At 63.7% G+C, this 19,751-nt stretch carries 20 protein-coding genes; 7 read left to right on the top strand and 13 right to left on the bottom strand.

Annotated features, from left to right (window positions below):
• Window positions 1-4 precede the first annotated feature (4 nt).
• Entirely contained in the window at window positions 5-316 is a 312-nt protein-coding gene (locus C479_RS02055) for a twin-arginine translocase TatA/TatE family subunit (protein ID WP_007697100.1), read from the bottom strand.
• A gap of 285 nt (window positions 317-601) precedes the next feature.
• Between C479_RS02055 and C479_RS02050 the strand changes: the two genes are divergently transcribed.
• On the top strand, window positions 602-1,411 hold the full coding sequence (locus tag C479_RS02050) for an HD domain-containing protein (protein ID WP_007697098.1): 810 nt from the start codon (window positions 602-604) through the stop codon (window positions 1,409-1,411).
• A 177-nt stretch (window positions 1,412-1,588) separates the two neighbouring features.
• Window positions 1,589-1,783 (top strand): XapX domain-containing protein, encoded by a 195-nt coding sequence (locus C479_RS02045; protein WP_049907043.1) that lies wholly within the window; start codon window positions 1,589-1,591, stop codon window positions 1,781-1,783.
• A 61-nt stretch (window positions 1,784-1,844) separates the two neighbouring features.
• Here the strand turns inward: C479_RS02045 and C479_RS02040 are convergent, their stop codons facing one another.
• The 5 genes from C479_RS02040 to C479_RS02020 form a co-directional block, all read right to left on the bottom strand.
• Entirely contained in the window at window positions 1,845-3,695 is a 1,851-nt protein-coding gene (locus tag C479_RS02040) for an FAD-binding protein (RefSeq protein ID WP_007697094.1), read from the bottom strand.
• A gap of 2 nt (window positions 3,696-3,697) precedes the next feature.
• Window positions 3,698-4,588 carry a succinate dehydrogenase/fumarate reductase iron-sulfur subunit gene (locus tag C479_RS02035; RefSeq protein ID WP_007697091.1) on the bottom strand — a complete coding sequence of 297 codons (891 nt, stop codon included), beginning with the start codon at window positions 4,586-4,588 and terminating at the stop codon, window positions 3,698-3,700.
• Entirely contained in the window at window positions 4,588-4,953 is a 366-nt protein-coding gene (locus C479_RS02030) for a succinate dehydrogenase hydrophobic membrane anchor subunit (RefSeq protein WP_007697089.1), read from the bottom strand. The genes C479_RS02035 and C479_RS02030 overlap by 1 nt, the downstream gene beginning before the upstream one ends.
• Entirely contained in the window at window positions 4,953-5,378 is a 426-nt protein-coding gene (gene sdhC, locus C479_RS02025) for a succinate dehydrogenase, cytochrome b556 subunit (RefSeq protein WP_007697086.1), read from the bottom strand. The genes C479_RS02030 and sdhC overlap by 1 nt, the downstream gene beginning before the upstream one ends.
• Window positions 5,379-5,550: 172 nt before the next feature.
• Complete coding sequence (locus tag C479_RS02020) at window positions 5,551-6,627, bottom strand: succinylglutamate desuccinylase/aspartoacylase family protein (RefSeq protein WP_007697083.1); 1,077 nt, start codon at window positions 6,625-6,627, stop codon at window positions 5,551-5,553.
• A 300-nt stretch (window positions 6,628-6,927) separates the two neighbouring features.
• Between C479_RS02020 and C479_RS02015 the strand changes: the two genes are divergently transcribed.
• The 3 genes from C479_RS02015 to C479_RS02005 all read left to right on the top strand — a co-directional run bounded on the left by C479_RS02015 (window position 6,928) and on the right by C479_RS02005 (window position 10,899).
• On the top strand, window positions 6,928-7,680 hold the full coding sequence (locus C479_RS02015; protein ID WP_007697069.1) for a GNAT family N-acetyltransferase: 753 nt from the start codon (window positions 6,928-6,930) through the stop codon (window positions 7,678-7,680).
• Window positions 7,681-7,923: 243 nt separating this feature from the next.
• Entirely contained in the window at window positions 7,924-9,393 is a 1,470-nt protein-coding gene (locus tag C479_RS02010) for a flippase (RefSeq protein WP_007697066.1), read from the top strand.
• A gap of 168 nt (window positions 9,394-9,561) precedes the next feature.
• Window positions 9,562-10,899, top strand: a complete 1,338-nt coding sequence (locus C479_RS02005; protein WP_007697063.1) for a RimK family alpha-L-glutamate ligase — start codon at window positions 9,562-9,564, stop codon at window positions 10,897-10,899.
• Between the two features lie 101 nt (window positions 10,900-11,000).
• Here C479_RS02005 and C479_RS02000 read toward each other — a convergent pair whose 3' ends face one another.
• The 5 genes from C479_RS02000 to C479_RS01980 all read right to left on the bottom strand — a co-directional run bounded on the left by C479_RS02000 (window position 11,001) and on the right by C479_RS01980 (window position 14,258).
• Window positions 11,001-11,195 carry a hypothetical protein gene (locus C479_RS02000; protein WP_007697061.1) on the bottom strand — a complete coding sequence of 65 codons (195 nt, stop codon included), beginning with the start codon at window positions 11,193-11,195 and terminating at the stop codon, window positions 11,001-11,003.
• A gap of 76 nt (window positions 11,196-11,271) precedes the next feature.
• The gene (locus tag C479_RS01995; RefSeq protein WP_007697058.1) at window positions 11,272-11,454 is read right to left on the bottom strand and encodes a hypothetical protein; all 183 of its coding nucleotides are present in this window, start codon (window positions 11,452-11,454) and stop codon (window positions 11,272-11,274) included.
• On the bottom strand, window positions 11,454-13,202 hold the full coding sequence (locus C479_RS01990; RefSeq protein WP_007697056.1) for a b(o/a)3-type cytochrome-c oxidase subunit 1: 1,749 nt from the start codon (window positions 13,200-13,202) through the stop codon (window positions 11,454-11,456). The genes C479_RS01995 and C479_RS01990 overlap by 1 nt, the downstream gene beginning before the upstream one ends.
• Window positions 13,199-14,071, bottom strand: a complete 873-nt coding sequence (locus C479_RS01985; protein WP_007697053.1) for a cytochrome c oxidase subunit II — start codon at window positions 14,069-14,071, stop codon at window positions 13,199-13,201. The genes C479_RS01990 and C479_RS01985 overlap by 4 nt, the downstream gene beginning before the upstream one ends.
• Window positions 14,072-14,084: 13 nt before the next feature.
• Complete coding sequence (locus C479_RS01980) at window positions 14,085-14,258, bottom strand: hypothetical protein (protein ID WP_007697050.1); 174 nt, start codon at window positions 14,256-14,258, stop codon at window positions 14,085-14,087.
• Window positions 14,259-14,641: 383 nt separating this feature from the next.
• Between C479_RS01980 and gap the strand changes: the two genes are divergently transcribed.
• Together gap and C479_RS01970 are read left to right on the top strand one after the other, a co-directional pair.
• Window positions 14,642-15,718 (top strand): type I glyceraldehyde-3-phosphate dehydrogenase, encoded by a 1,077-nt coding sequence (gene gap, locus C479_RS01975; protein ID WP_007697047.1) that lies wholly within the window; start codon window positions 14,642-14,644, stop codon window positions 15,716-15,718.
• Between the two features lie 174 nt (window positions 15,719-15,892).
• Window positions 15,893-16,342, top strand: a complete 450-nt coding sequence (locus C479_RS01970) for a pyridoxamine 5'-phosphate oxidase family protein (RefSeq protein WP_049907011.1) — start codon at window positions 15,893-15,895, stop codon at window positions 16,340-16,342.
• Window positions 16,343-16,387: 45 nt separating this feature from the next.
• On the opposite strand, the gene C479_RS01965 is transcribed toward C479_RS01970, so the two are convergent.
• Window positions 16,388-17,605 carry a phosphotransacetylase family protein gene (locus C479_RS01965; RefSeq protein ID WP_007697040.1) on the bottom strand — a complete coding sequence of 406 codons (1,218 nt, stop codon included), beginning with the start codon at window positions 17,603-17,605 and terminating at the stop codon, window positions 16,388-16,390.
• Window positions 17,602-19,698, bottom strand: coding sequence for an acetate--CoA ligase family protein (locus C479_RS01960; RefSeq protein WP_007697037.1), 2,097 nt, complete (start codon window positions 19,696-19,698; stop codon window positions 17,602-17,604). The genes C479_RS01965 and C479_RS01960 overlap by 4 nt, the downstream gene beginning before the upstream one ends.
• Between the last annotated feature and the right edge of the window lie 53 nt (window positions 19,699-19,751).

Genomic DNA, 19,751 nt, shown 5'->3' with positions numbered 1-19,751 from the left:
CAGATTATTGGGATTCCGCTTCGGTGCTCTCCTCCGCGGTCGTCGTGTCTGAGCCGTCCTCCGACGTGACGGGCTCGGTGTCGACGAAGTCATCGTCGGACGACGAGTCGTCGTAGTTTCCGGTTTCACGCATTTCTTCGAGTTCCGTCTCGACCTTTTCTCGCCCCTTCTGGAATTCGCCCATGGCTTCACCGGTGGATCGAGCTAGCTTCGGGATCTTGTTGGCGCCGAACAACAGGATGGCGATGAACAGGATCACGCCAAGCTCCATCGCACCCGGCATTGGCACGAACAGTGGTATGGTTTCGGGTACCATCTCTATCCGATCCTTATCGACTGGCAATTATAACCTTTTTGGAGCGCGCGGTCCCGCGAACGAGTGATCTGTTTCCCATACTACTTATTTACAATAGGTGGGGCCGTAGTGTGTGGGGTTGGAAATGCAGTATTATTGGCGTTGCGTGTTCGATTGCCAGTGCATTGGAACCGATCTCAATCGTCCAGTTGTCGATGGCTGGCCACGACTGAATTCAGCGGGTGAGCTGTCTCCCCTTCGGTGGCTGTGCGGTGGGCTTTTGGCCGTGCCAGTCGAGAATCGGGTATGACCGAACCGACGAGCGAAGGGTACCGGACCTACGACCCCGACGCAGCCCACGCCTTTCCCGACGGGCCCGTCAACTCGATTCTCGAGTTTATCGCCGACGACGCTGAGATTCAGACATTTCTCGAGGCCCAGAACGTCAACGCCGTCGATCGGATGCGATACAACGATCACGGACCAAAACACATCGAAATCGTTCGTAACCGGGCGCTGTGTTTGTACGATTTGCTTAAAGCCAGCTCAGTGACCTTCAACGGGGCTCGTCAGCAGGGACTCGCCGAAGCCGATGAGGCCGTGATAATCGCCCTCGCGGCTACGTTGCACGACGTCGGGCACGTTGTCCACCGGGATCGCCACCCGTTCTACTCCGTTCCGCTCGCCTCGGACATCCTCGATCGAATCCTCCCCGAGTTCTACGACACCGTCGATGCCGTCAGGGTAAAGGGTGAAGTCCTGCACGCGATCCTCTGTCACCACACCCCTGTCGATCCGTTGACGCTCGAAGCCGGCGTCATTCGGGTCGCGGATGCACTCGATATGGAACGCGGGCGCTCGCGCATCCCGTACGAGCAGGGTGGCCGCGGAATCAACACGCTTTCCAGCCAGGCGATCAGTCGCGTCTCGCTCCACGAGGGCGAATCGAGCCCCGTCATGGTCGAGATCGCGATGACGAACGCCGCCGGCGTCTATCAGGTCGACAACCTCCTGAAGGCCAAACTCGAGCGGTCGATGCTCGAAGACCACGTCCGAATCGTCGCGGTCAACACTAACGAGAACCGCGAACAACTGGTCGAGCGAATCGAACTCTGAGAGCGTGTCGATCAGCGGTTCCCGAACCTGTGGCCGTATCGATTTTGAACGAAAACTGGTTGCTGTCGATCTGTGTACGGCTTCGCAACCCAGCGCTGCTCGCAGTCCAATCGTCGCCGGCACTGGGTGTCACGTTGTGCGCATCACTTTAGGTAGCCTCTCCCCATGCTCGAATCGATGACGACACAACTCGCCGTCTTCGCACTGGCAACGGGTGTGCTCACTGGTGGAGTGTTCCGAATGCTTTCGATTCCGATCCCCGCCCCACCGGAATTACCTGGGCTCCTCGGGATCGTTGGCATCTTCCTCGGGTACAAACTCGTCGGGGCACTGGGAATCAGTATCAATCTCGTCGAGGCACTCGGCTTCTAACGGATCGTCGAAAAGACTGCGTTCTCGGACCGGCGTGGTGCAAATTCCGACGTCGGGACGATCAGTAGCTGCGAACCTTCGGCTCGTAGGTCTTCTCTTCGCCTTCGAGGATCACCGGGCGATACCAGATCGACGGTGCACCGTCGTCCCAGGTGATCATCGTGTGTTTGAGCCAGTTTTCGTCGTCGCGAATCTGGTTCTCCTGGCGCCAGTGGGCACCGCGGAACTCGTTGCGGACGAGCGCCCCGAGGGCGATCGTCTCGGCGACGTCGATCAGGTTGCGCGTCTCGTAGGTCATCTGCAGATCCGTGTTGAACGTCCGGGAGGGATCCGAGACGCCGACGCGCTGGTACTCCTCGCGGCACTCACGAATGATCTCGAGGGCCTTCTTGACACCGTCTTCCGTGCGGAAGACGTTGACGTAGTCCGTCATCGCTCGCTGGAGCTTCGAGCGGATGTCGGCGTGGTTGACACCGTCGTCGGTATCCATCAGGTGGTCGACGCGGGTGCGTTCGGCCTCGACCGCCTGCTCCAGGACGGCGTCGCTTGCCATCGTCTGTCCGCTGCCGTCGGCTGCGACACCGCTTGCGGGACTCGTCTCGTCGATGCCTGCGAGGCCCGGCTCGACGGGTGCCCCGACGTCGGTCTCGTCTTCGACGTCGTCGCCGTAACCCGTCAGAATCTCGGCCGCTCCCAGCTCCTCGCCCGCGGCGTGGCGGCCGGCGCGCTTGCCGAAGACGATGAGCTCGGGCAGCGCGTTGCCACCGAGGCGGTTCGCACCGTGAACGGAGACGCAGGCGCACTCGCCGGCGGCGTAGAGGCCGTCGACGCAGGTAGCGCCGTTTTCGTCGGTCTCGATGCCGCCCATCTCGTAGTGCTGGCCCGGCTTGACCGGCATCGGTTCGACGAGGCCGTCGACGCCCTCGAAGTCCTCCGCGAGGTGCAGAATGTTCTCGAGGCGGTCCATGATGCGTTCTTCGCCGAGGTGGCGCATGTCGAGGTTGACGTACTCGTCTTCGACGCCGCGTCCCTCGTTGACCTCGGTGAGTTCCGCCCGCGAAACGACGTCTCGAGAGGCGAGCTCGCCGTCGTTGTTGGCGTAGCCGTGTTCGAACATGAACCGCTCGCCGTCCTCGTTGTAGAGGATGCCGCCCTCGCCACGGACACCCTCGGAGATGAGGACGCCAGTGCTGGGCAGCGTCGTCGGGTGGAACTGGACGAACTCCATGTCCTCGAGCGGGACGCCAGCACGATAGGCCATCGCCTGGCCGTCACCGGTACAGGAGACGGCGTTCGTCGTGTGATCGAAGGCCTGACCGGGCCCACCGGTCGCGAGGATGACTCCGTCGTTCGCTTTGAAGCCCTGTATCTGTCCCGACTGGACGTCGTAGGCGACGACGCCGTGACAGGATCGATCGTTCGGATCGGGCTCGTCCGTCACGGCGAGGTTCATCACGTACCACTCGTCGTAGACCTGGATCCCGCGCTTGACGACCTGCTCGTACATCGTGTGCAGCAGGTGGTGACCGGTTTCGGCCCCGGCGTAGGTCGTCCGCGGGAAGGAGAGGCCGCCGAACGGTCGCTGGGAGACGGTGCCGTCCTCCTCGCGGGAGAACGGCATCCCCCAGTGTTCTAAGGTGATCGTGTCCTCGGGCGAGTCCTGTGCCAGCGTCTCGATCGCTGGCGCGTCGCCGAGGTAGTCCGACCCCTTCATGGTGTCGTAGGCGTGCAGTTCCCAGTCGTCGCCGTCGCGGATCGCGGCGTTGATACCCCCCTCGGCCGCGCCGGTGTGGCTGCGGACCGGGTGGAGTTTCGTGACCATCGCCACGTCCGCTCCGGCTTCGTGTGCGGCGATCGCCGCGCGGAGCCCGGCGCCGCCGGCGCCAACTACGATGACGTCGTGTTCGTACATGGTTACCAGAATTTCAGGTTCTTCTTGACCGCCTCACGCTTGAGTTCCTGAATGTGCTCGGTGAGGGGGATGTCTTTCGGACACACCTCGGTGCAGGAGAACTGCGTCTGACAGCGCCAGACGCCGTGTTCTTGCTCCATGATGCGTAGTCGGTGCTCTTTGAGTTCCTCGCCCTCGCGGTCGTCCATGGCGAAGCGGTAGGCCTTGTTGATCGCCGCCGGGCCGAGGTACTCGTTGTCGCCCGCCGCGATGTTACACGAGGACATGCACGCGCCACACCAGATACAGCGCGTTGACATCTTGACCTTCTCGCGGTTCTCCCGGGTCTGATATTGTTCTTCGAGGTCGCCGTCCGGGAGGTCTTCTTCCTGGAAGTACGGTTCGACCGCGTGCATCTGCTCGTAGAAGTGCTCCATGTCCACGACGAGGTCCTTGACCACGTCCTGGTGGGGGAGCGGTTCGACGCGCACCGGGCCGTCGAGATCCGAAATCTGTGTCTGACAGCCCAGACGTTGACGGCCGTTGACGAAGAACGCGTCCGAGCCACAGACCGCCTGTCGGCAGGAGTGTCGGAAGGTGAGCGAGGGATCGAACTCGTCGCGCGCGTAGATCAGCGCGTCGAGGACGGTCATCCCCTTCTCGAAGGGAACGTGGAAGTCGTCGAACCGTGGTTCCTGCTTCCCCTCGACTTCCGGATCGTACCGGAACACCTTCAGGTGGACCGTCTCGGCGTCGGCGTCGGTCGCGCCCGCCGCTCGTTCCCGTTCGATCCGCCGATCAGCCTTCTTGTCCATTCGGCGATCCTGCGGGGAGGGACCGGCGTCCGCCGCGTCGTCTGCCTGCCCTGTTCCAGCGTCGTCGGCGTCCGTCGGTTGTTCCTGTTGGGTGCTCATTATATCATCCCGTTCATGACGAGTGCCACGTAGGTTCCCTGTGCGACCAGTGCCAGGCCGGCGAGACTCAGTACTGCGAGCACGATCCGCTTTGGCGTCCCGGAGAGTCCCTGGTTGACGAGCGCGTTGTAGACGCCGTTGACTCCGTGGAACGCGGCTGCCCAGAGGAAGAGAACCATCGTGATCAGGTAGCCAACGTTCTCCATGCGCATCTGCGTGCCAGCGAACGTGATCTCGTAGGCGTGATTGACGAAGTGAAGCAGGAAGAAGTGAAACGCGAGCGTCACCACGAGGAACGCAGCGGTCACGCGCTGGAGCAGCCAGCCGGTGCCGCCGGGGGTGAAACTGGAGTAGCGTTCGGCCATCAGGCGCCCACCCCTGTCATGAAGGTCGGCACGCTCGCGACCGTGATCGCCGCGGTGACGACCAGCGAGATGTAGAAGCTCTTGTCCTGGGCTTCCAGTCCGATACCGAGGTCGATCATCAGGAGTCGGACACCGTTCAAGATGTGGAAGACGGCGACCGCGAGCAGGCCGACTTCGAGGACGCGAATGAGGAACAGCCCTTCGAGTCCCTGCAGCGTCGTCGTATAGATGTCCTCCCCGGCAGCGATCTTCGCCTCGTTACCGGCGGCGCCGAGCGCGTTGCTCAGCACGGCGATGTGGGTAAACAGGTAGCCGATGAGAATCCAGCCGGTGAACTTGTGGAGGATCCACGCCCACATCCCGGGCGCGAACTCCCGCCACCGACCGAAGTCTTCGATCAGGCCACGGTTGTAAGACTCGCTCATACTCTCACCAGATGCGTCGAACCCCGGTGGTATAGTAGTTACTTTCCGTCGCTGGGCGCCGCCGTTGCCGGAAACCAAATCTTGAGGAGAATCACTGTCTCCGACACACGGTACGGTCCAGCAATCGGGTACAAATCGTCGGTGTGCACGGGAGGGGAACACAACTACCGTTTCAGCCGTCGTTTCGACCGCGTCCGCCGGCAAAGATCGAGAGCGAGGATTCGATTTCGTGTTCGAGCGCCCGTAAGGTGGTGTCGTCGAGCGCGACGAGGTGGCAGACGGGATTGCCGGGGTAGACGACCGGGTTCTCCAGGACGCCGACGATCAAGCCGGTGAACGGTGCCGTGACGGGGACGATGTCGTCTTTCTCTTTGAACGGGTTCGTGATGGTACAGATCACGTCGCCCTCGTGGACGAGCTCGCCGCGGCCGCGCTTCATGTCGACGATGCCACCGGCGTCGGCCCGGAGCCAGGTTTTCTCGTCCGAATCGTTGATGACCGTCCGCCACCCGGGCCAGTGGACGGCGGAATCTGGATGACAGCCCACCTCGGCGAGGACGCTTGCGACGCCGGTCAGCGCTCGATCGATCAACGATCGCTGGAAGCGATGGGCTTTGCCCATCTCGATCGTGATCGTCGGCACGCCGGCTTCGGTCGCCTCCCTGCGCAACGATCCGCTGGGACCGGATCCGTCGATGACTACGTTCGAACTGAATGCGTGTGAGAGGCGTTTTACGGCGGGATTGTCGGTGTCTGCCCGAACGTGAAGCATGTTCGTCCGCCCGCGCGTCGACGTGTGGAAGTCGAGGCCGAAATCGCATGGATCGACGAACGAGGTGAAGAGTCGATGCGCCATCCGTTTCGCGCTCGTAGAGGATTCGTGACCCGGAAACGACCGGTTGAGGTCCCGATCGTAGATGGGCAGATACCGTTCCTGTGCGAGGAAGCCCGGGACGTTCAACACCGGGAGACAGACGAGCGTCCCGTGTAGGTCCGCGTGATCCCAGTCGTGGGCCACTTCGCGGACGACTTCGATGCCGTTGAGTTCGTCCCCGTGGGCAGCCGCGGAGAGAAACACTGTCGGGCCAGCGTGGGCACCGTTGATGATCGTGACCGGGACGCGAATCGGGTCACCGAGATAGGTCTCACTGATCCGGTACCGGTCGTTCACGGCCTCGCCGGGCTCGACCCGCGTGCCGTCGTACGTGAACGGTTCCGGCTGCTCCCCGTTCGACGTCCCGTCGGTCATGTTTCGTCCTTTTTTTGGCGCGGTTATAAAGTGTGCTTGCGTTAGTGGTGCGTATGCGTCGTGCCCACATGCCCTCGTTTCTGCCGGTGGTGTCGGCGTTGACCGGGAGGTCGGCGAAGGGTGTCTCCGCTGTTTGCACTTCTGTGCTGATATTGCCTATGGGGACGCTACAAAAGGAACACTACAGTCACAGAGCGGGACCAGCGACCATCTTTCCGCCCGTGCCGTGGTGAGTGCGGGCTCCCTCGAAACGTGCGTCGGGGGGCGAACGTTTTGTACGTGGCTGTGATTCGCCCGGATATGGAGTTTCGCGAGGCAACCGCGGCAGATACGGAGGCGATTCGGTCGATGGCCGAAGAGTCGGTAACCGCGTCGTACACGTCCTTTCTCTCGGAGGAGACGATCGAGGATGCCCTGGCACAGTGGTACAGCGACGAGGCCACGTCCGATCTCGTCGAGAGCGACGACACGATCGTCCTGATCGCCGAGAACGACCAACCGGCTGGATTCAGTCAGTCCGAGGTGGTCGGTGACGTGGAGACGATCGGCCACCTTCACTGGTTGCACGTCCGCCCGGACGAGCGAGGTGCCGGCCTCGGTTCTCGGCTTTTGACCCGCACGCGGGAAGCGTTGCTCGATGCCGGCGCCGAGCGAATTCGCGGGTTCGTCCTTGAGGGTAACGACGACGGGACCCGATTCTACGAGGAACACGGCTTCGAACGCGCGGGTACGCGCAGCATTCAGATCGGTGCGGACACGTACACCGAGAACGTCTACATGGAGAGTGACGACGCGGACGCCGAGTGGCGGGCGATCGAAGAACGGCACCTCGAAGACGGCGCCACGGTGTTCGTTAGCTACGGCGAAGCCGACCGGGGATCGAAGGCGCCGTTCTACAGCGCGTACGAGTCCCGCGACGAAACCGACCGCTTCGGCTGGTTCTGTGGCAATTGCGAGACGCTCGACAACGCGATGGATGCCATGGGTCGCATCGAGTGTAACGTCTGTGGCAACAAGCGGAAAGCCACTCGCTGGGACGCTTCCTATCTCTGAGGCGGCGCTCTTCACCATCGGATCGGCTGTCCTCGTCCGTTCTTGTACCCGACGTGGGTGTCGGGCCACCGGCCCAGGCGCCATCAGTTGGTGGTGGGCTGCAGGTCGCCCATCGTGTGATTCATCGGCCTCGTAAGCTCTCCCTGCCCGCTGATCGGCCCAGATAACAATTCTATGACCGCCCGACGAACCGGTCGACGTCGCCGACGGCAGTCTGTGCTGGCACGCTCGCTGGTGGCCTCTATGCGCTCACTCGATCACATCGTCCGCGGATTCGCCGCGACGCTCGTCGCCAGAGCGGCGTACATGCTTTCGAGCGCGCTGCTGATGGTGCTGCTCGCCCGCGTCTTCCTCGACCCTGACGCGTACGGGCTCCTGTTCTGGTCGATCGGAGTGCTGGCGGTCGTCCAGCTGGCCGCGGATCTCGGACTCGGGAAGTCCGCCGCGCGCTACATCGCCGAGTACGGCGAGATGGACCCCGGCCAGATCCCACACCTCCTGCGACACGTCCTCGGCTACAAACTGGCCGTCGTCTCCTTCGTGGGAGGGGTCCTGTTCGTCGTCGCGGCACCGCTCGCCGCGGCCCTCGGGAAACCGGCCGCGGAACCGTTTTTCGCCGCTGGCGCGTTGCTCGTCGTCGCCAAGTCCTTCGCCGTTTTTCCGGAGATCGTCTTCCAGGGATCGAACCGACTCGGCTACAGCGCGACCGTCAGGGCGCTCGGCGGCGTCGGTCGCCTCGTCTTCGCCGTCGCGTTCGTCCTGGCCGGGTTCGGTGCGCTGGGTGCGTTCGTCGGTTACGTCGTCGGGTACGGGATCGCCGCCGTCTTCGGCCTCGTGGCGATGTACGTGCTCGTTTACGAGGCACACGAACCGTCCGCGGAGATGGAACCGGGCCTGGCCCGTCGGCTCGTCGGCTACGCCGTCCCGCTTACCGCGACGCGCGGGGCGAACGTCCTCGACAAACAGATCGACATCGTCCTCGTGGGGGTGTTCCTGAACTCGTCTGCCGTCGCGTTCTACACACTGGCGAAACAGCTCACCGACTTCGTCCTCGCGCCAGCGGAGTCGCTCGGGTTCGTCATCTCGCCGAACTTTGGCGAAGGGAAGGCGGGCGATGACGTCGATCGTATCAGGGCGCTCTACGAGACGGCGTTGGGGAACGCGCTGGCGCTGTACGTCCCGGCCGCAGTGGGGCTCGCACTCGTCGCCGAGCCGCTCGTCACGCTCGTCTTCGGTGCGTCGTACGCCGGCGCCGCCCCCGTACTGGTCCTTCTCAGCGGATTCGTGGTGTTGCAGACGATCACGAATCTGACGAGTGACAGTCTCGATTATCTCGGCCGTGCGCGCGAGCGAGCAATCGCGAAGGGGGTGACCTCGGTCGGCAACTTCGCGCTCAACGTGGCGCTGATCCCTGCAATTGGCGTCGTCGGGGCGGCGCTCGCCACGGTCGTGACACACGCGATCTACGTCTCGGTCACCCTCTACGTCGTCCACGACGAGTTATCGTTACACCTGCGCGTGTTAGCGATCGACGCCGCCCGGGTCGTCGCCGTCTCGGGCGTGATGGCCGGGACGATCGTCGTCGTCGCGCCGCCGATCACGTCACTTCCACTACTGGGGGTCGCGATCGGCATCGGCGTGGTTTCTTGGGCCGCACTCGCATTTGCCAGCGGGGTGATCGAACGTCGATCGATTCGGGCGGTTCTTGGGTAGAACGGTCAGCTGGTGTGGGTTTGTGTCTGACAGGACTCAACGACCGTTGCCTTTCAGGAGACCCGACGGCGGCACTCGAACGTCGTGAACCGGTGTCGTGGGACAGCGTCTGTAGCACGCGTCGAAACAGGTGGTAACTCTTTTCGCCTCGGATGATGGTATTTCTGTATGACTTCTTCCGAACCGGTCACCGTCGGGGTGTTGAGCCTCCACACGAGTAAAGAGACGAAGGCGATCTGTAACGCGATCGAGGAACTGGGCCATCGCCCGCAGTGGCTTCGAGCGGACAATACGACTATCGGCGTGGAAGATGGACGCGTCAGCCTGGAGCCCTCCGTCGACGTAATCGCGAATCGATTGTTGCTCTCGAACACGGAACAGCCCTGCGAGGCCCTCGGCATCGTCAACACGCTCTCTCGGCTGGTGCCGACACTCAACCCGCCGACCGCGTCGATGACGGCGCTCCACAAACTTTCGACGGCCGTCACCCTCGCCGCCCACGAACTTCCGGTTCCCGACGTCCTCCTCTCGCTCAGTAGCGATCGCCTCAACGAGGCCCGTGCGGACTTCGGCGAGGAGGCGGTCTACAAGACCGCCATCGGCACCCACGGTGGCGGCACGTGGAAGGTCGGTCCGGGCGAGCGCGTCAACCCGAAGGTCGGCAACCGGTACGCGTTCCTGCAGGAACTCATCGAACGCGACGCCAGCCAGCACCGGGACATCCGGATCTACGTCGTGGGCGACGAGATCGTCGGCGCGATGTACCGGTACGCCCCGGAGAACGACTGGCGGACGAACGTCGCCCTCGGCGGGTCCGTCGAGGACGCCACAGACGAACTCCCCGACCGCGTCCGGGAGATCGCGCTGCAATCGACTGAGGCGATCGGTCTCGACTACGCGGGGGTCGACATCGTCGAAGGCGACGACGGCTGGTTCGTCCTGGAGGTGAACCCCACGGCCGGATTCAAAGGGTTGTTCGAGGCGACGGGTGTGAGTCCCGCACCGTCCATCGCGAAACTCGCCATCGAGCGCGTCGGCGGCGAAGTGGACGACGAGGACGTCGATCGACTCGCGCGAACGCTCGACGACTCGCGCCCGTCCTTCTTGCCGCCGGAGCCGATCGCCGCCGATCAGGAGCCGAGTAACATCGGCTACACCGAGGAGGTGATCCTCACGGGGACCCGTGGCTCGGAATCGATCGTTGCCAAGTCCGACACTGGTGCCAGTCGGACGAGCATCGACACCAGCCTCGCCGCCGACATCGGTGCCGGGCCGATCAAGTCCATCACGAAAGTCAGGACGGGCAGTTCGAAAGGGAGCCGGAGCCGCCCCGTCGTCGACGTCGTAGTTGGCGTCGGCGGTAACCAGCACACGGTGACCGCGAGCATCGAGGATCGCAGTCACATGGAGTATCCCGTAATTCTCGGCCGCGATATCCTGTCGCACTATCGTGTCGACGTCGCGCGTCGGGTCGACGGAGACGATCGGGACTTCGCCGAAGAGTGACCATTCGTTCTGGCATCCACTGTTGCGTCCTCGTTCGGCGGCGTCGCCCGATCCTCTCGAGTCCGTTCTGGCAGCGGTAAATTCCGGTCATCCTTGCTCGGTCAGGCGTGTCCGCTCGGTCGATTCGAGGCGTCGATCGGTGAGAGCGCGATGTAGATCGACGCGACGATGAGAACTACGTTGACGGACGCGATCGCACCGCCGAGACCGGACCGGGTGAGCATCCAGACGATCGTTGGGACGAGTGCGAGTAACGCGACGGCGAGCGCAGTCCGTGGGGAGTACGATTCGAGCATCGATCGTCCTAGATCATCCTTCCTCCTGTAGTGATACCCTCCGTTTGCCGGGTTCTCACCGCTGACGCCGGTTGCGTCACCCGTCACGACGTGGGGCGAACGCCCAGGCGAAGAGCACGGCGAAGACGATCAGGCCGACGAGGACAGTTTCGAGCGGGGAGATTTCGACGCCGAAGAACCCGAGGACCGTCCGTCCCTCGACGAGGAAGACGAGGAGCAGTGCACTGACGATCAACAGCTTCGCTGGGGTAGTCCGCATCAGTGGATGGGCACTCCGAGGATCGTTCCGGCGTGCTGTACGGCGTCGACGAGAACGACCGGGTAGGGCCTGATGTCCTGTCCGTGCAGCCCTCCTCCCTGGATGACGCTTGCGAGTGGGAGGGCGTAGGCGAGAACGAGCAGGACGATTGCGATGGCCGCCCACAGTTTCAGATTGTCGAGGATCCGCGGCGAATCCTCGGGTCCGGACAGTGCGGGCGGAATCGTCCCGTCCACCAGCGGTTCACTGTCTCGATTGAGAACTGTGAGCAGCATGACGCCGAGGAACAGTACCGTGGCGACGAAGAGCAGGGTTCCACCGAGGGCGATCTGGGCGTTCAGTTCGCCCATCGACCCGATGCCGACGTCGTACTCGAAGCTGTACTGTGGCTCCGCGGTTCGTCGGGGGACGCCGAACAGTCCCGACCGGTACATCGCGTTCGTCATGAACACGATGCCGAGGAACCAGGTGACGACCTGAAATAGGGCAATTCGCCGGCCGACGAGGCGGTTTCCGGTGAGCTGGGGGACGAGCCAGTACGAACCGGCCATGAGCGAGAGCGCGGTCGCCGTCCCCACCTGTGTGTGGATGTGTCCGGGGATCCACAGCGTGTTGTGCACGAGGTAGTTGATGTTCATCCCCGCATTGACGATGCCGGTGAAGCCGCCGAAGGCGAAGACCGCGCCCGCGAGCGCCATGCCGGTAAACGCGGGGTCTTTCCAGGGTAACGCTCGTATCCAGCCGAACGTGCCCGCCCCGCCGCGCTGGCGAGCACCGTGTTCCATACTCGCGACGACGGTGAACGCTGTCAAGAGGCTCGGTAGCAGCAAAAACATCGTGTTGGTCATCGCGACGAACTTGAACCCTTCCGCAATGCCGGGATCCATGTACTGGTGGTGGATGCCGACCGGCGTCGAGAGCAGGACGAACAGGATGAACACGACTCGTGCGAGCGGATCGCTGAACAACCGTCCGCCCGAGAGCGTGGGAAGGACGTTGTACCAGAGCAGGTACGCCGGCAATACCCAGAAGTAGACGACCATGTGCCCGAAGAACCAGAAGAGCGTCCGGGTCAGCAACGGGTTCACGCCCGGGATCACCTCGAACGACCACGGCACGAGGAAGGCCACGAGCGAGACGATGACGCCGATCGAACCGAGATACCACATGATCATCGTCGTCAGGACCATGAAGGCCGGGAGCGGGATCCGCTTGCCGGGGTGTTCGCCCTTCCAGGTCAGCCACGTCCGAAACCAGTCGGCACCGGCGAGCCAGGTTCCCGCGAAGAACACGATCAGCCCCAGATAGAACAGTGGGTTGGCCTGAAGCGGCGCGTAGAACGTAAAGAGCACGTCCGCGCTCAACGGTGCTCCAAGCACTTCCGGTGGTTCCTCCATGAACCCGCCGAGAATCGATGCGGCGATGATGAGGGTCCCGAGCGACATCAGCCCGTACCAGCCCCAGCTCAGCCAGGCGCGGGACGGCCGCTGGCCGAGACTGTCCGTAATCGCCCAGTGAAACAGCCCGACGAGAAAGAAGATCACGAACGAGATGACGAGGAAGACGCCGTGTCCGGTCAGTACCGTGTAGTAATCGGGCGACGGCAGAAAGCGATAGATATCGGTTCGGTGGAACGCCTGAATGAGCCCGAACGTCGCCCCGATTGCGAGTGCGACGAACGAGTTCAGGAACGCAGCCCGGACGAGTCGTGCCTGCCCCGGATACTCGTCGACGAAGAGGCGCGTCATGGATAGCCCACTCCACGGGACGCGCGCGTTGGGTCTGCTGGATTCATCGTCACCGATACTGTTTCGGTTCCCACCGATGCAGGCACTGACTCGGTTGTGTCCGTTTCGTTCCCGACGGTGATCGTCCCGGACTCTTCCTGATCGTCGACGCTGACCGTCCAGTCGTGCTCACCGGGTCCCAGTTCGTCACTGTCGACGGTCACCGACACGTTCTCGCTACTCTCGCCGTCGACGGTGATCGATTGTTCGGTGGTCTGGGATCCGATGGTGACGTTGACCGTCGACTCGTGCGTTTCGAGCAATCCGTTGGAGACAGTGGCCGTGAGGTCGATTTCGTCACCCTGTGCGACGCTCTCGGGCGCGTCGACTTCGAGCTCTGTCTGCGAGAATTCCCATTCCGGCGTCACTACCAGCGACCCTTCCATCGTGTGGTGCTGTGGGCCGCAGTATTCGTTGCAGATGACTCCGTAGGTTCCGGGCTCGTCGAACTCGACCGTCAGTTCAGCCACCTGACCGGGGATGGCCATCGAGTTGATGTTGGTCCCGGGGACCTCGAAGCCGTGGATCACGTCGCGACTCGTCACGTAGAACGTCACCTCGGAGTTCGCCGGCACTTCGATCGGGTCGGGTTGAAAGATGAACGTCATCGCGACGACGTACACCTCGTACTCGTTTTCCCCGACCTGTTCGACGCGCGGTTCGCTGAACCGCTCGTCGGACGAAATCTCGTCGGGCGAAACGCCGTCTGCCTCCTCGCCGATCATGTCGATGCCGAGCCCGACCGAGCCGTACGTGACTGTTACGATGAATCCAACGATCAGGACGAAGGACCCAGCGAGCCACAGTTTCTCGTACGTGTGAATGCGCATCTGTGATCACCGGTTAGCCGAGTGGGAGCAATCCGACGACCGTGGGTCCGTGTCCGAGGAACTCGACGAAGTAGGTGAACAGCCACATCACCGTGAGGACCACGAAGTACAGGACGACCAGGGCTAGCGTCCCGATCGGATCGAATTCGTCGTGGTCGATCGTTCGCGCCACGCCGGAGCGGCTCATGTCCTATCGCTGCCCACCTTCTGTGTATTAAATCACCAGTGGCGCGCGGCCGTCCGGTGAAGACCAGTGCGCGGGTAAATGTGGGCCAAATCGTGAGTAATTTTGGGCCACATCGCTGGTAACGGTGGATTGTCGGCCAGCTACTGTTATCCGTTTCGACGCGTTCGTGTTGAACTCACTCCGGTTCGGCCTCGATCGGACTCGTCCCGGGTATCGATCCGTTCTTCCGCGATCGGTGACACGGTGTGCGAAATGACTGGCACCATCACTTCAGTGAGGCCTATCGTGCTGTTGGTACAGTAAACGGTATTTCGAGTCTGAATGTCTCCGATTAGGCGGTTTTAGGGCCAACAATCTTACTCGGTGGCGATGTCCGACCGAGCATGGGCGCCAGTACGAACGACAGTCACGGAGAGTCCGGCGAACCGCTTCGAATCGGCATCAACGGCTTCGGGCGCATCGGTCGAAGCGTGCTCCGCGCCTCGCTCGAGCACGACGATCTCGACGTGGTCGCGGTCAACGACGTGATGGACGACGACGATATGGCGTACCTCTTCCAGTACGATACCGTCCACGGACGCACGGAGGGTGTAGCCCGAACCGGCGATCGTCTCGTCGTCGACGGGCGGGAGGTCCGACTGCTCTCCGAGCCCCAGCCCGACGCGTTGCCGTGGGACGATCTCGGCGTCTCCCTCGTTCTCGAAGCCACTGGGCTGTTCCGGACGTACGAGGACGCCGCCCGCCACCTCGAAGCGGGTGCCGATCGGGTTCTCATCTCGGCACCGCCGAAAGGCGAGACGCCGGTCCCGGCGTTCGTCTACGGCGTCAACCACGAGACCTACGACGGCGAGGCGGTGATCTCCAACGCGTCGTGCACGACGAACTCCGTCGCGCCGGTGATGAAGGTGCTCGACGACGCCTTCGGCATCGACTCGGGACTCCTCCTCACCGTCCACGCCTACACGGGCAGCCAGGGGCTGGTCGACGGCCCGATGGCCAAGCGCCGGCGCGGGCGCGCCGCGGCGGAGAACATCGTCCCGACGACCACCGGTGCCGCCATCGCCACGACGGAGATCCTTCCCGAACTCGAGGGGAAGTTCGACGGGCGGGCGATGCGCGTTCCGATTCCGGACGGCTCCATCTCCGATCTCACACTCAACCTGGAGACCGACGTCACCGCCGACGACGTGCGGGACGCGATCCGGGAAGCGGCGGAACGCGGTCCGCTCTCGGGCGTCCTCGGTTACACCGACGACGAGATCGTCTCCTCCGACGTCGTCGGCTTGCCCATCCCCTCGTACGTCGATCTGGAGTCACTGATGGTGGTCGCCGACGACATGGTCAAGGTGCTCGTCTGGTACGACAACGAGTACGGGTTCTCCCACCAGCTGCTCGACCTCGCGCGATACGTGGCGAGCGAACGAGACCGGGTGTCGACGGGTGCGGCGGTTCACCACTGACACCATCCATCACAGTCAGGGCCCGCTCGGCCTGCCGAGATGACCGCGCTCGTCGCCGTCCCGGCCCTTTCGATCCTGTCGTGCAGATGTCGGGGAGATACTACCGATTCCGTCTAGGTACCTGGGCATATCGGTGGACCCGGTATTTTCTCTCTGTGGGTGGTGGATTGTGACATGCAAGGGCTGCGATGGGTCCAGATGAACGACGAAGAGATGGACGAGTTCCTCGGGCGCGGGGGGACGGGCGTCATCTCCTTCGCGACGCCGGACGACGAACCGCCCGCTTCGATTCCGGTCTCCTACGGGTACAACGCGACCGACCGGACGTTCTACTTCAACCTCTCGTCACCCGCCGAGAGACGCGAGGTCGGGCTCGTCGAAGAACCCGTTTCGTTCGTCGTCCACGGGCAGTCCGACAGCGGGTGGCGAAGCGTCGTCGCGACCGGTCGGTTGGCGGACGTCTCCGAGCTGCCGTACACCTCGGACGCCATCCAGGGTATGTGGGCGATCGAAATCCCGATCGTCGACGTCTTCGACCGGCCGCGGCGGGAAATTACGTTCCAGCACTATCGACTCGTTCCGGAGTCGGTATCCGGCCGAAAAGAGGTCTCGACGGACGACTGATTACGGTATGCTCGTCGCTTCACCGAGCGCCGTCACCGGGGTGGCTCACTCGGATCCGAAGAGCTCCGCCACGGCGGCGTGATCGGTGAGCAGTTCGTGCATTCGCCGGACGGTGGCCTCGTCCTGTGTGCGTCCGCCCCGTACGATCGACTCCGTGCGCTCGACCGTGGTCAACGTGTCCGACTGTACCGACAGGATGGGCACCGACCGTTCGGTCGCCGTGCCGAGGATGCGCCCGGATGGGTGGTGCCCGCCGGTCAGGATGAGACACCGGATGCCGGACGCCTCGAGTGCCGCGGCCTGAACGTCCGCCCGGTCACCGCCGGTGATGACGGCAGCGTCTCTGGTTCGCCTGAAGTATCTGAGTGCGCTATCCGCCCCCATCGCCGCGACGGAAAAGCGCTCGACGTATCGATCGGTCCCCTCCTCGACGAGGACGGATGCGCCGAGTTCGTCGGCCAGATCTGCGACCGTCACCCCGGAGAGTTCCTGCACTCGCGGGACGATCCCGTAGACCGGAACGCCGCGCCCTTCGAGGAACGGAACCACGTCGGTCTCGAGGTCGTCGTACGCCGCGTCCGCGACGTCGTTGAAGATCACGCCAGCCAGCCGGTCGCCGAACGCGCGGCTGGCTGCGAGCACGTCGTCGACGTCGCCGGGATGTTCGTACGGAGCCACGAGCACGACGCGAGCGTCGAGCAGATCAGCGACGTCGGCGTCCGTGAGGTCGATGATTTCCCCAACAGTATACTCGCCGGCCCCCTCGACGAACATCCGGTTCGTCTCGCTGGCGAGTTCGTCGAACGCCTCGCGGACGCGCTTGCGGAGGGTTTCGGGCGTTTCGCGACCCCGGATGACCTGCTCGACGAACGTCGGTGAGTAGACGATGGGTTCGAGCGTCGACACGTCCGCGTCGATGCCGAGCAGTTCCTTCGCCAGCAGGGGGTCCGCGTCGAGCGTCTTCCCGACGTTGCTCTGCAGTCGGGTCCCCTTCGGCTTCATGTACCCCACGCGCTCGCCGTTGTCCGAGGCGAGCTGGGCCAGCGCCAGCGTGATCGCCGTCTTGCCGGTACTCTCCTCCAGTGAGGCGATCAGCAGCGTCTCCGCTCCACCGTCCGGTCGTGCGTCGGTCTGTCGCGCCGTCGCGTCGTCGGGTCGTGTGTCGTCCGGGCCGTCCATCGCTTCGTCGTGTCGCGTTTCGTTCGATCGGTCCGTCGCGTCGTCGCTCGTCGTTCGCTCGTCTATCGTGTCGGTGTCTGTCATAGTTCCTCCGTGTCGACGGTTGCCCTGAGGTCGATCGCTTGCACGCCGTCCGGGCCGGCGACGAGCGGGTTGACGTCCAGTTCTACCAGTGCGGGGAAGTCGGTGACCAGTTGCGAGAGCCGTCCCAGCGTCTCGACGATGGCGTCGATATCCGCTGGTTCCCGACCGCGAGCACCGCGCAACAGCGGTGCCGCCGTGATCTCGTCGACCATGCTCCGGGCTTCCGTCTCCCCGATGGGGGCGACGCGGATCGACGTGTCCTCCAGGATCTCGACGAAGATGCCGCCCAGACCGAACAGCAACAGCGGGCCAAACTGCGGATCGCGGTTCATCCCGACGATGGTCTCCGTCGCAGTGTCGAGATCCACCATCTCCTGGACCTGCACGCCGAGGATCGACGCGTTCGGCTGGTAGTTTCGCGCGCGGGCGACGAGGTCCTCGTAGGTGTCTTCGACTTCGTCGACTGCGACGCCGACGGCCACGCCGCCGATGTCCGACTTGTGTGAGATGTCGGGGCTCACGATCTTCATCACCACGTCGCCGTCGATGTCTTCGGCGACGTCGTGGGCCCGGATCGGGTCGTCGACGATCTCCGACGTCGGCGTCGGAATGCCGTACGCGTCGAGCAGGGCCATCGATTCGACGCCGAGCCGGTTGTCCGTCCGCTCCGCAGCGCGTTCGAGGATCGATCGGGCGCGCTCCCTGTCGACGTCGTATGCTGTCGGGTCGTCCGCCGCACGGCCGGTGATCTCGTCGTGTTGAGCCAGTGCGTCGAGACCGGCCACCGCCCGTGAGGGGTCGAAGTAGTTCGGCACACCGGCGTCACGCAGAATCGCCTCGGCCGTATCGACTCGCGATCCGCCCATCAGACAGGTCACGATCGGCGTCTCGTACGATTCGCGCACGTCGAGAACCATCTCTGCGAGCGCTTCGTACGGAAGCACTGCCGTGGGGGCCGAGACGACGATCGCGCTCCCGACGTTCGGGTCGGCCAGTGCCTGTTCGAGCGCCGTTCGGAACCGGTCGACGTCCGCGTCTCCGATCACGTCGATCGGGTTGTAGACGGCTGCCTCCTCGGGCATCGAATCTGTGAGTTCCTCGATGGTGTCGTCTTCGAATGACGCCAGTTCGAGCGAGGAGTCGCCGACGGCGTCCGTCGCCAGGACGCCAGGCCCACCGGCGTTCGTGACGATCGCGACACCCTCGGACTCGAGCGTCGAGAGACCCGAGAGGCCGCGGGCGTAGTCGAACAGTTCCTCGACCGTCGACGCGCGGATCACGCCCGCCTGATCGAGGCCGGCCTCGTAGGCCTCCTCACTGCCGGCGATGGCGCCCGTGTGCGAGGAGGCGGCCTGTGCGCCAGCGTCCGTTCGGCCCGATTTCACGAGGACGACCGGCGTCTCCGACGTAACCTCGCGGGCCGCCTGCACGAATGCCTGGCCGTCTTCGATCCCTTCGAGGTAGCCGACGATGACGTCGGTGCCCTCGTCTTCGTCCCACGCGCGGAGGAAGTCAACCTCGTCGAGAACCGCCTTGTTCCCGACGGAGACGACGTGGCGGAACGAGATGCCCTCCTCGTTCGCCCAGTCGAGGACGGCCGTGATGAACGCCCCTGACTGGCTCATAAAGGAGATCGAGCCTTCCCGGGCGATGTCGGGCCCGAACGTGGCGTTGAGGCCTGCGGGCGTCGACATGACGCCCAGGCTGTTCGGCCCGACGAGGTCGATGTCGTACTCCTCGGCGACCGCACGCAGCTCTCGTTCGCGTTTCGCTCCTTCACTTCCGCTCTCGCCGAAACCGGCCGTGATGACCACGACGTTGCGGGTCCCCGCTTCGCCGAGGTCCCGGACCGCGTCGAGGACGGCCGGCGGTGGGACGACGACCACGCCGAGGTCTATCGACGGTGCGCTCGCGACGTCCGGATAACAGTCGTAGCCGAGCACCGTGTCCCGGCCGGGGTTGATCGGGACGATCTCGCCGTCGAAGTGTTCGTCCAGGTTCGTCACGAGCGCGCGGCCGATCGATCCATCGCGGTCCGTGGCGCCAACGATACCAACTCGTTCGGGCCCGAAGAGCCCTGTGAACCGTCCCATCGTCCGGACGAATGCGTTCGGGTACTGTAAAACCTCACCCGCGTTCCCGCGGG

The sequence above is a fragment of the Halovivax asiaticus JCM 14624 genome (assembly GCF_000337515.1).
In the GTDB taxonomy this organism is placed as follows: Archaea; Halobacteriota; Halobacteria; order Halobacteriales; family Natrialbaceae; genus Halovivax; species Halovivax asiaticus.
Note: the sequence above shows the minus strand (reverse complement) of the source record. Positions and strands in the feature narration are given on the sequence as shown.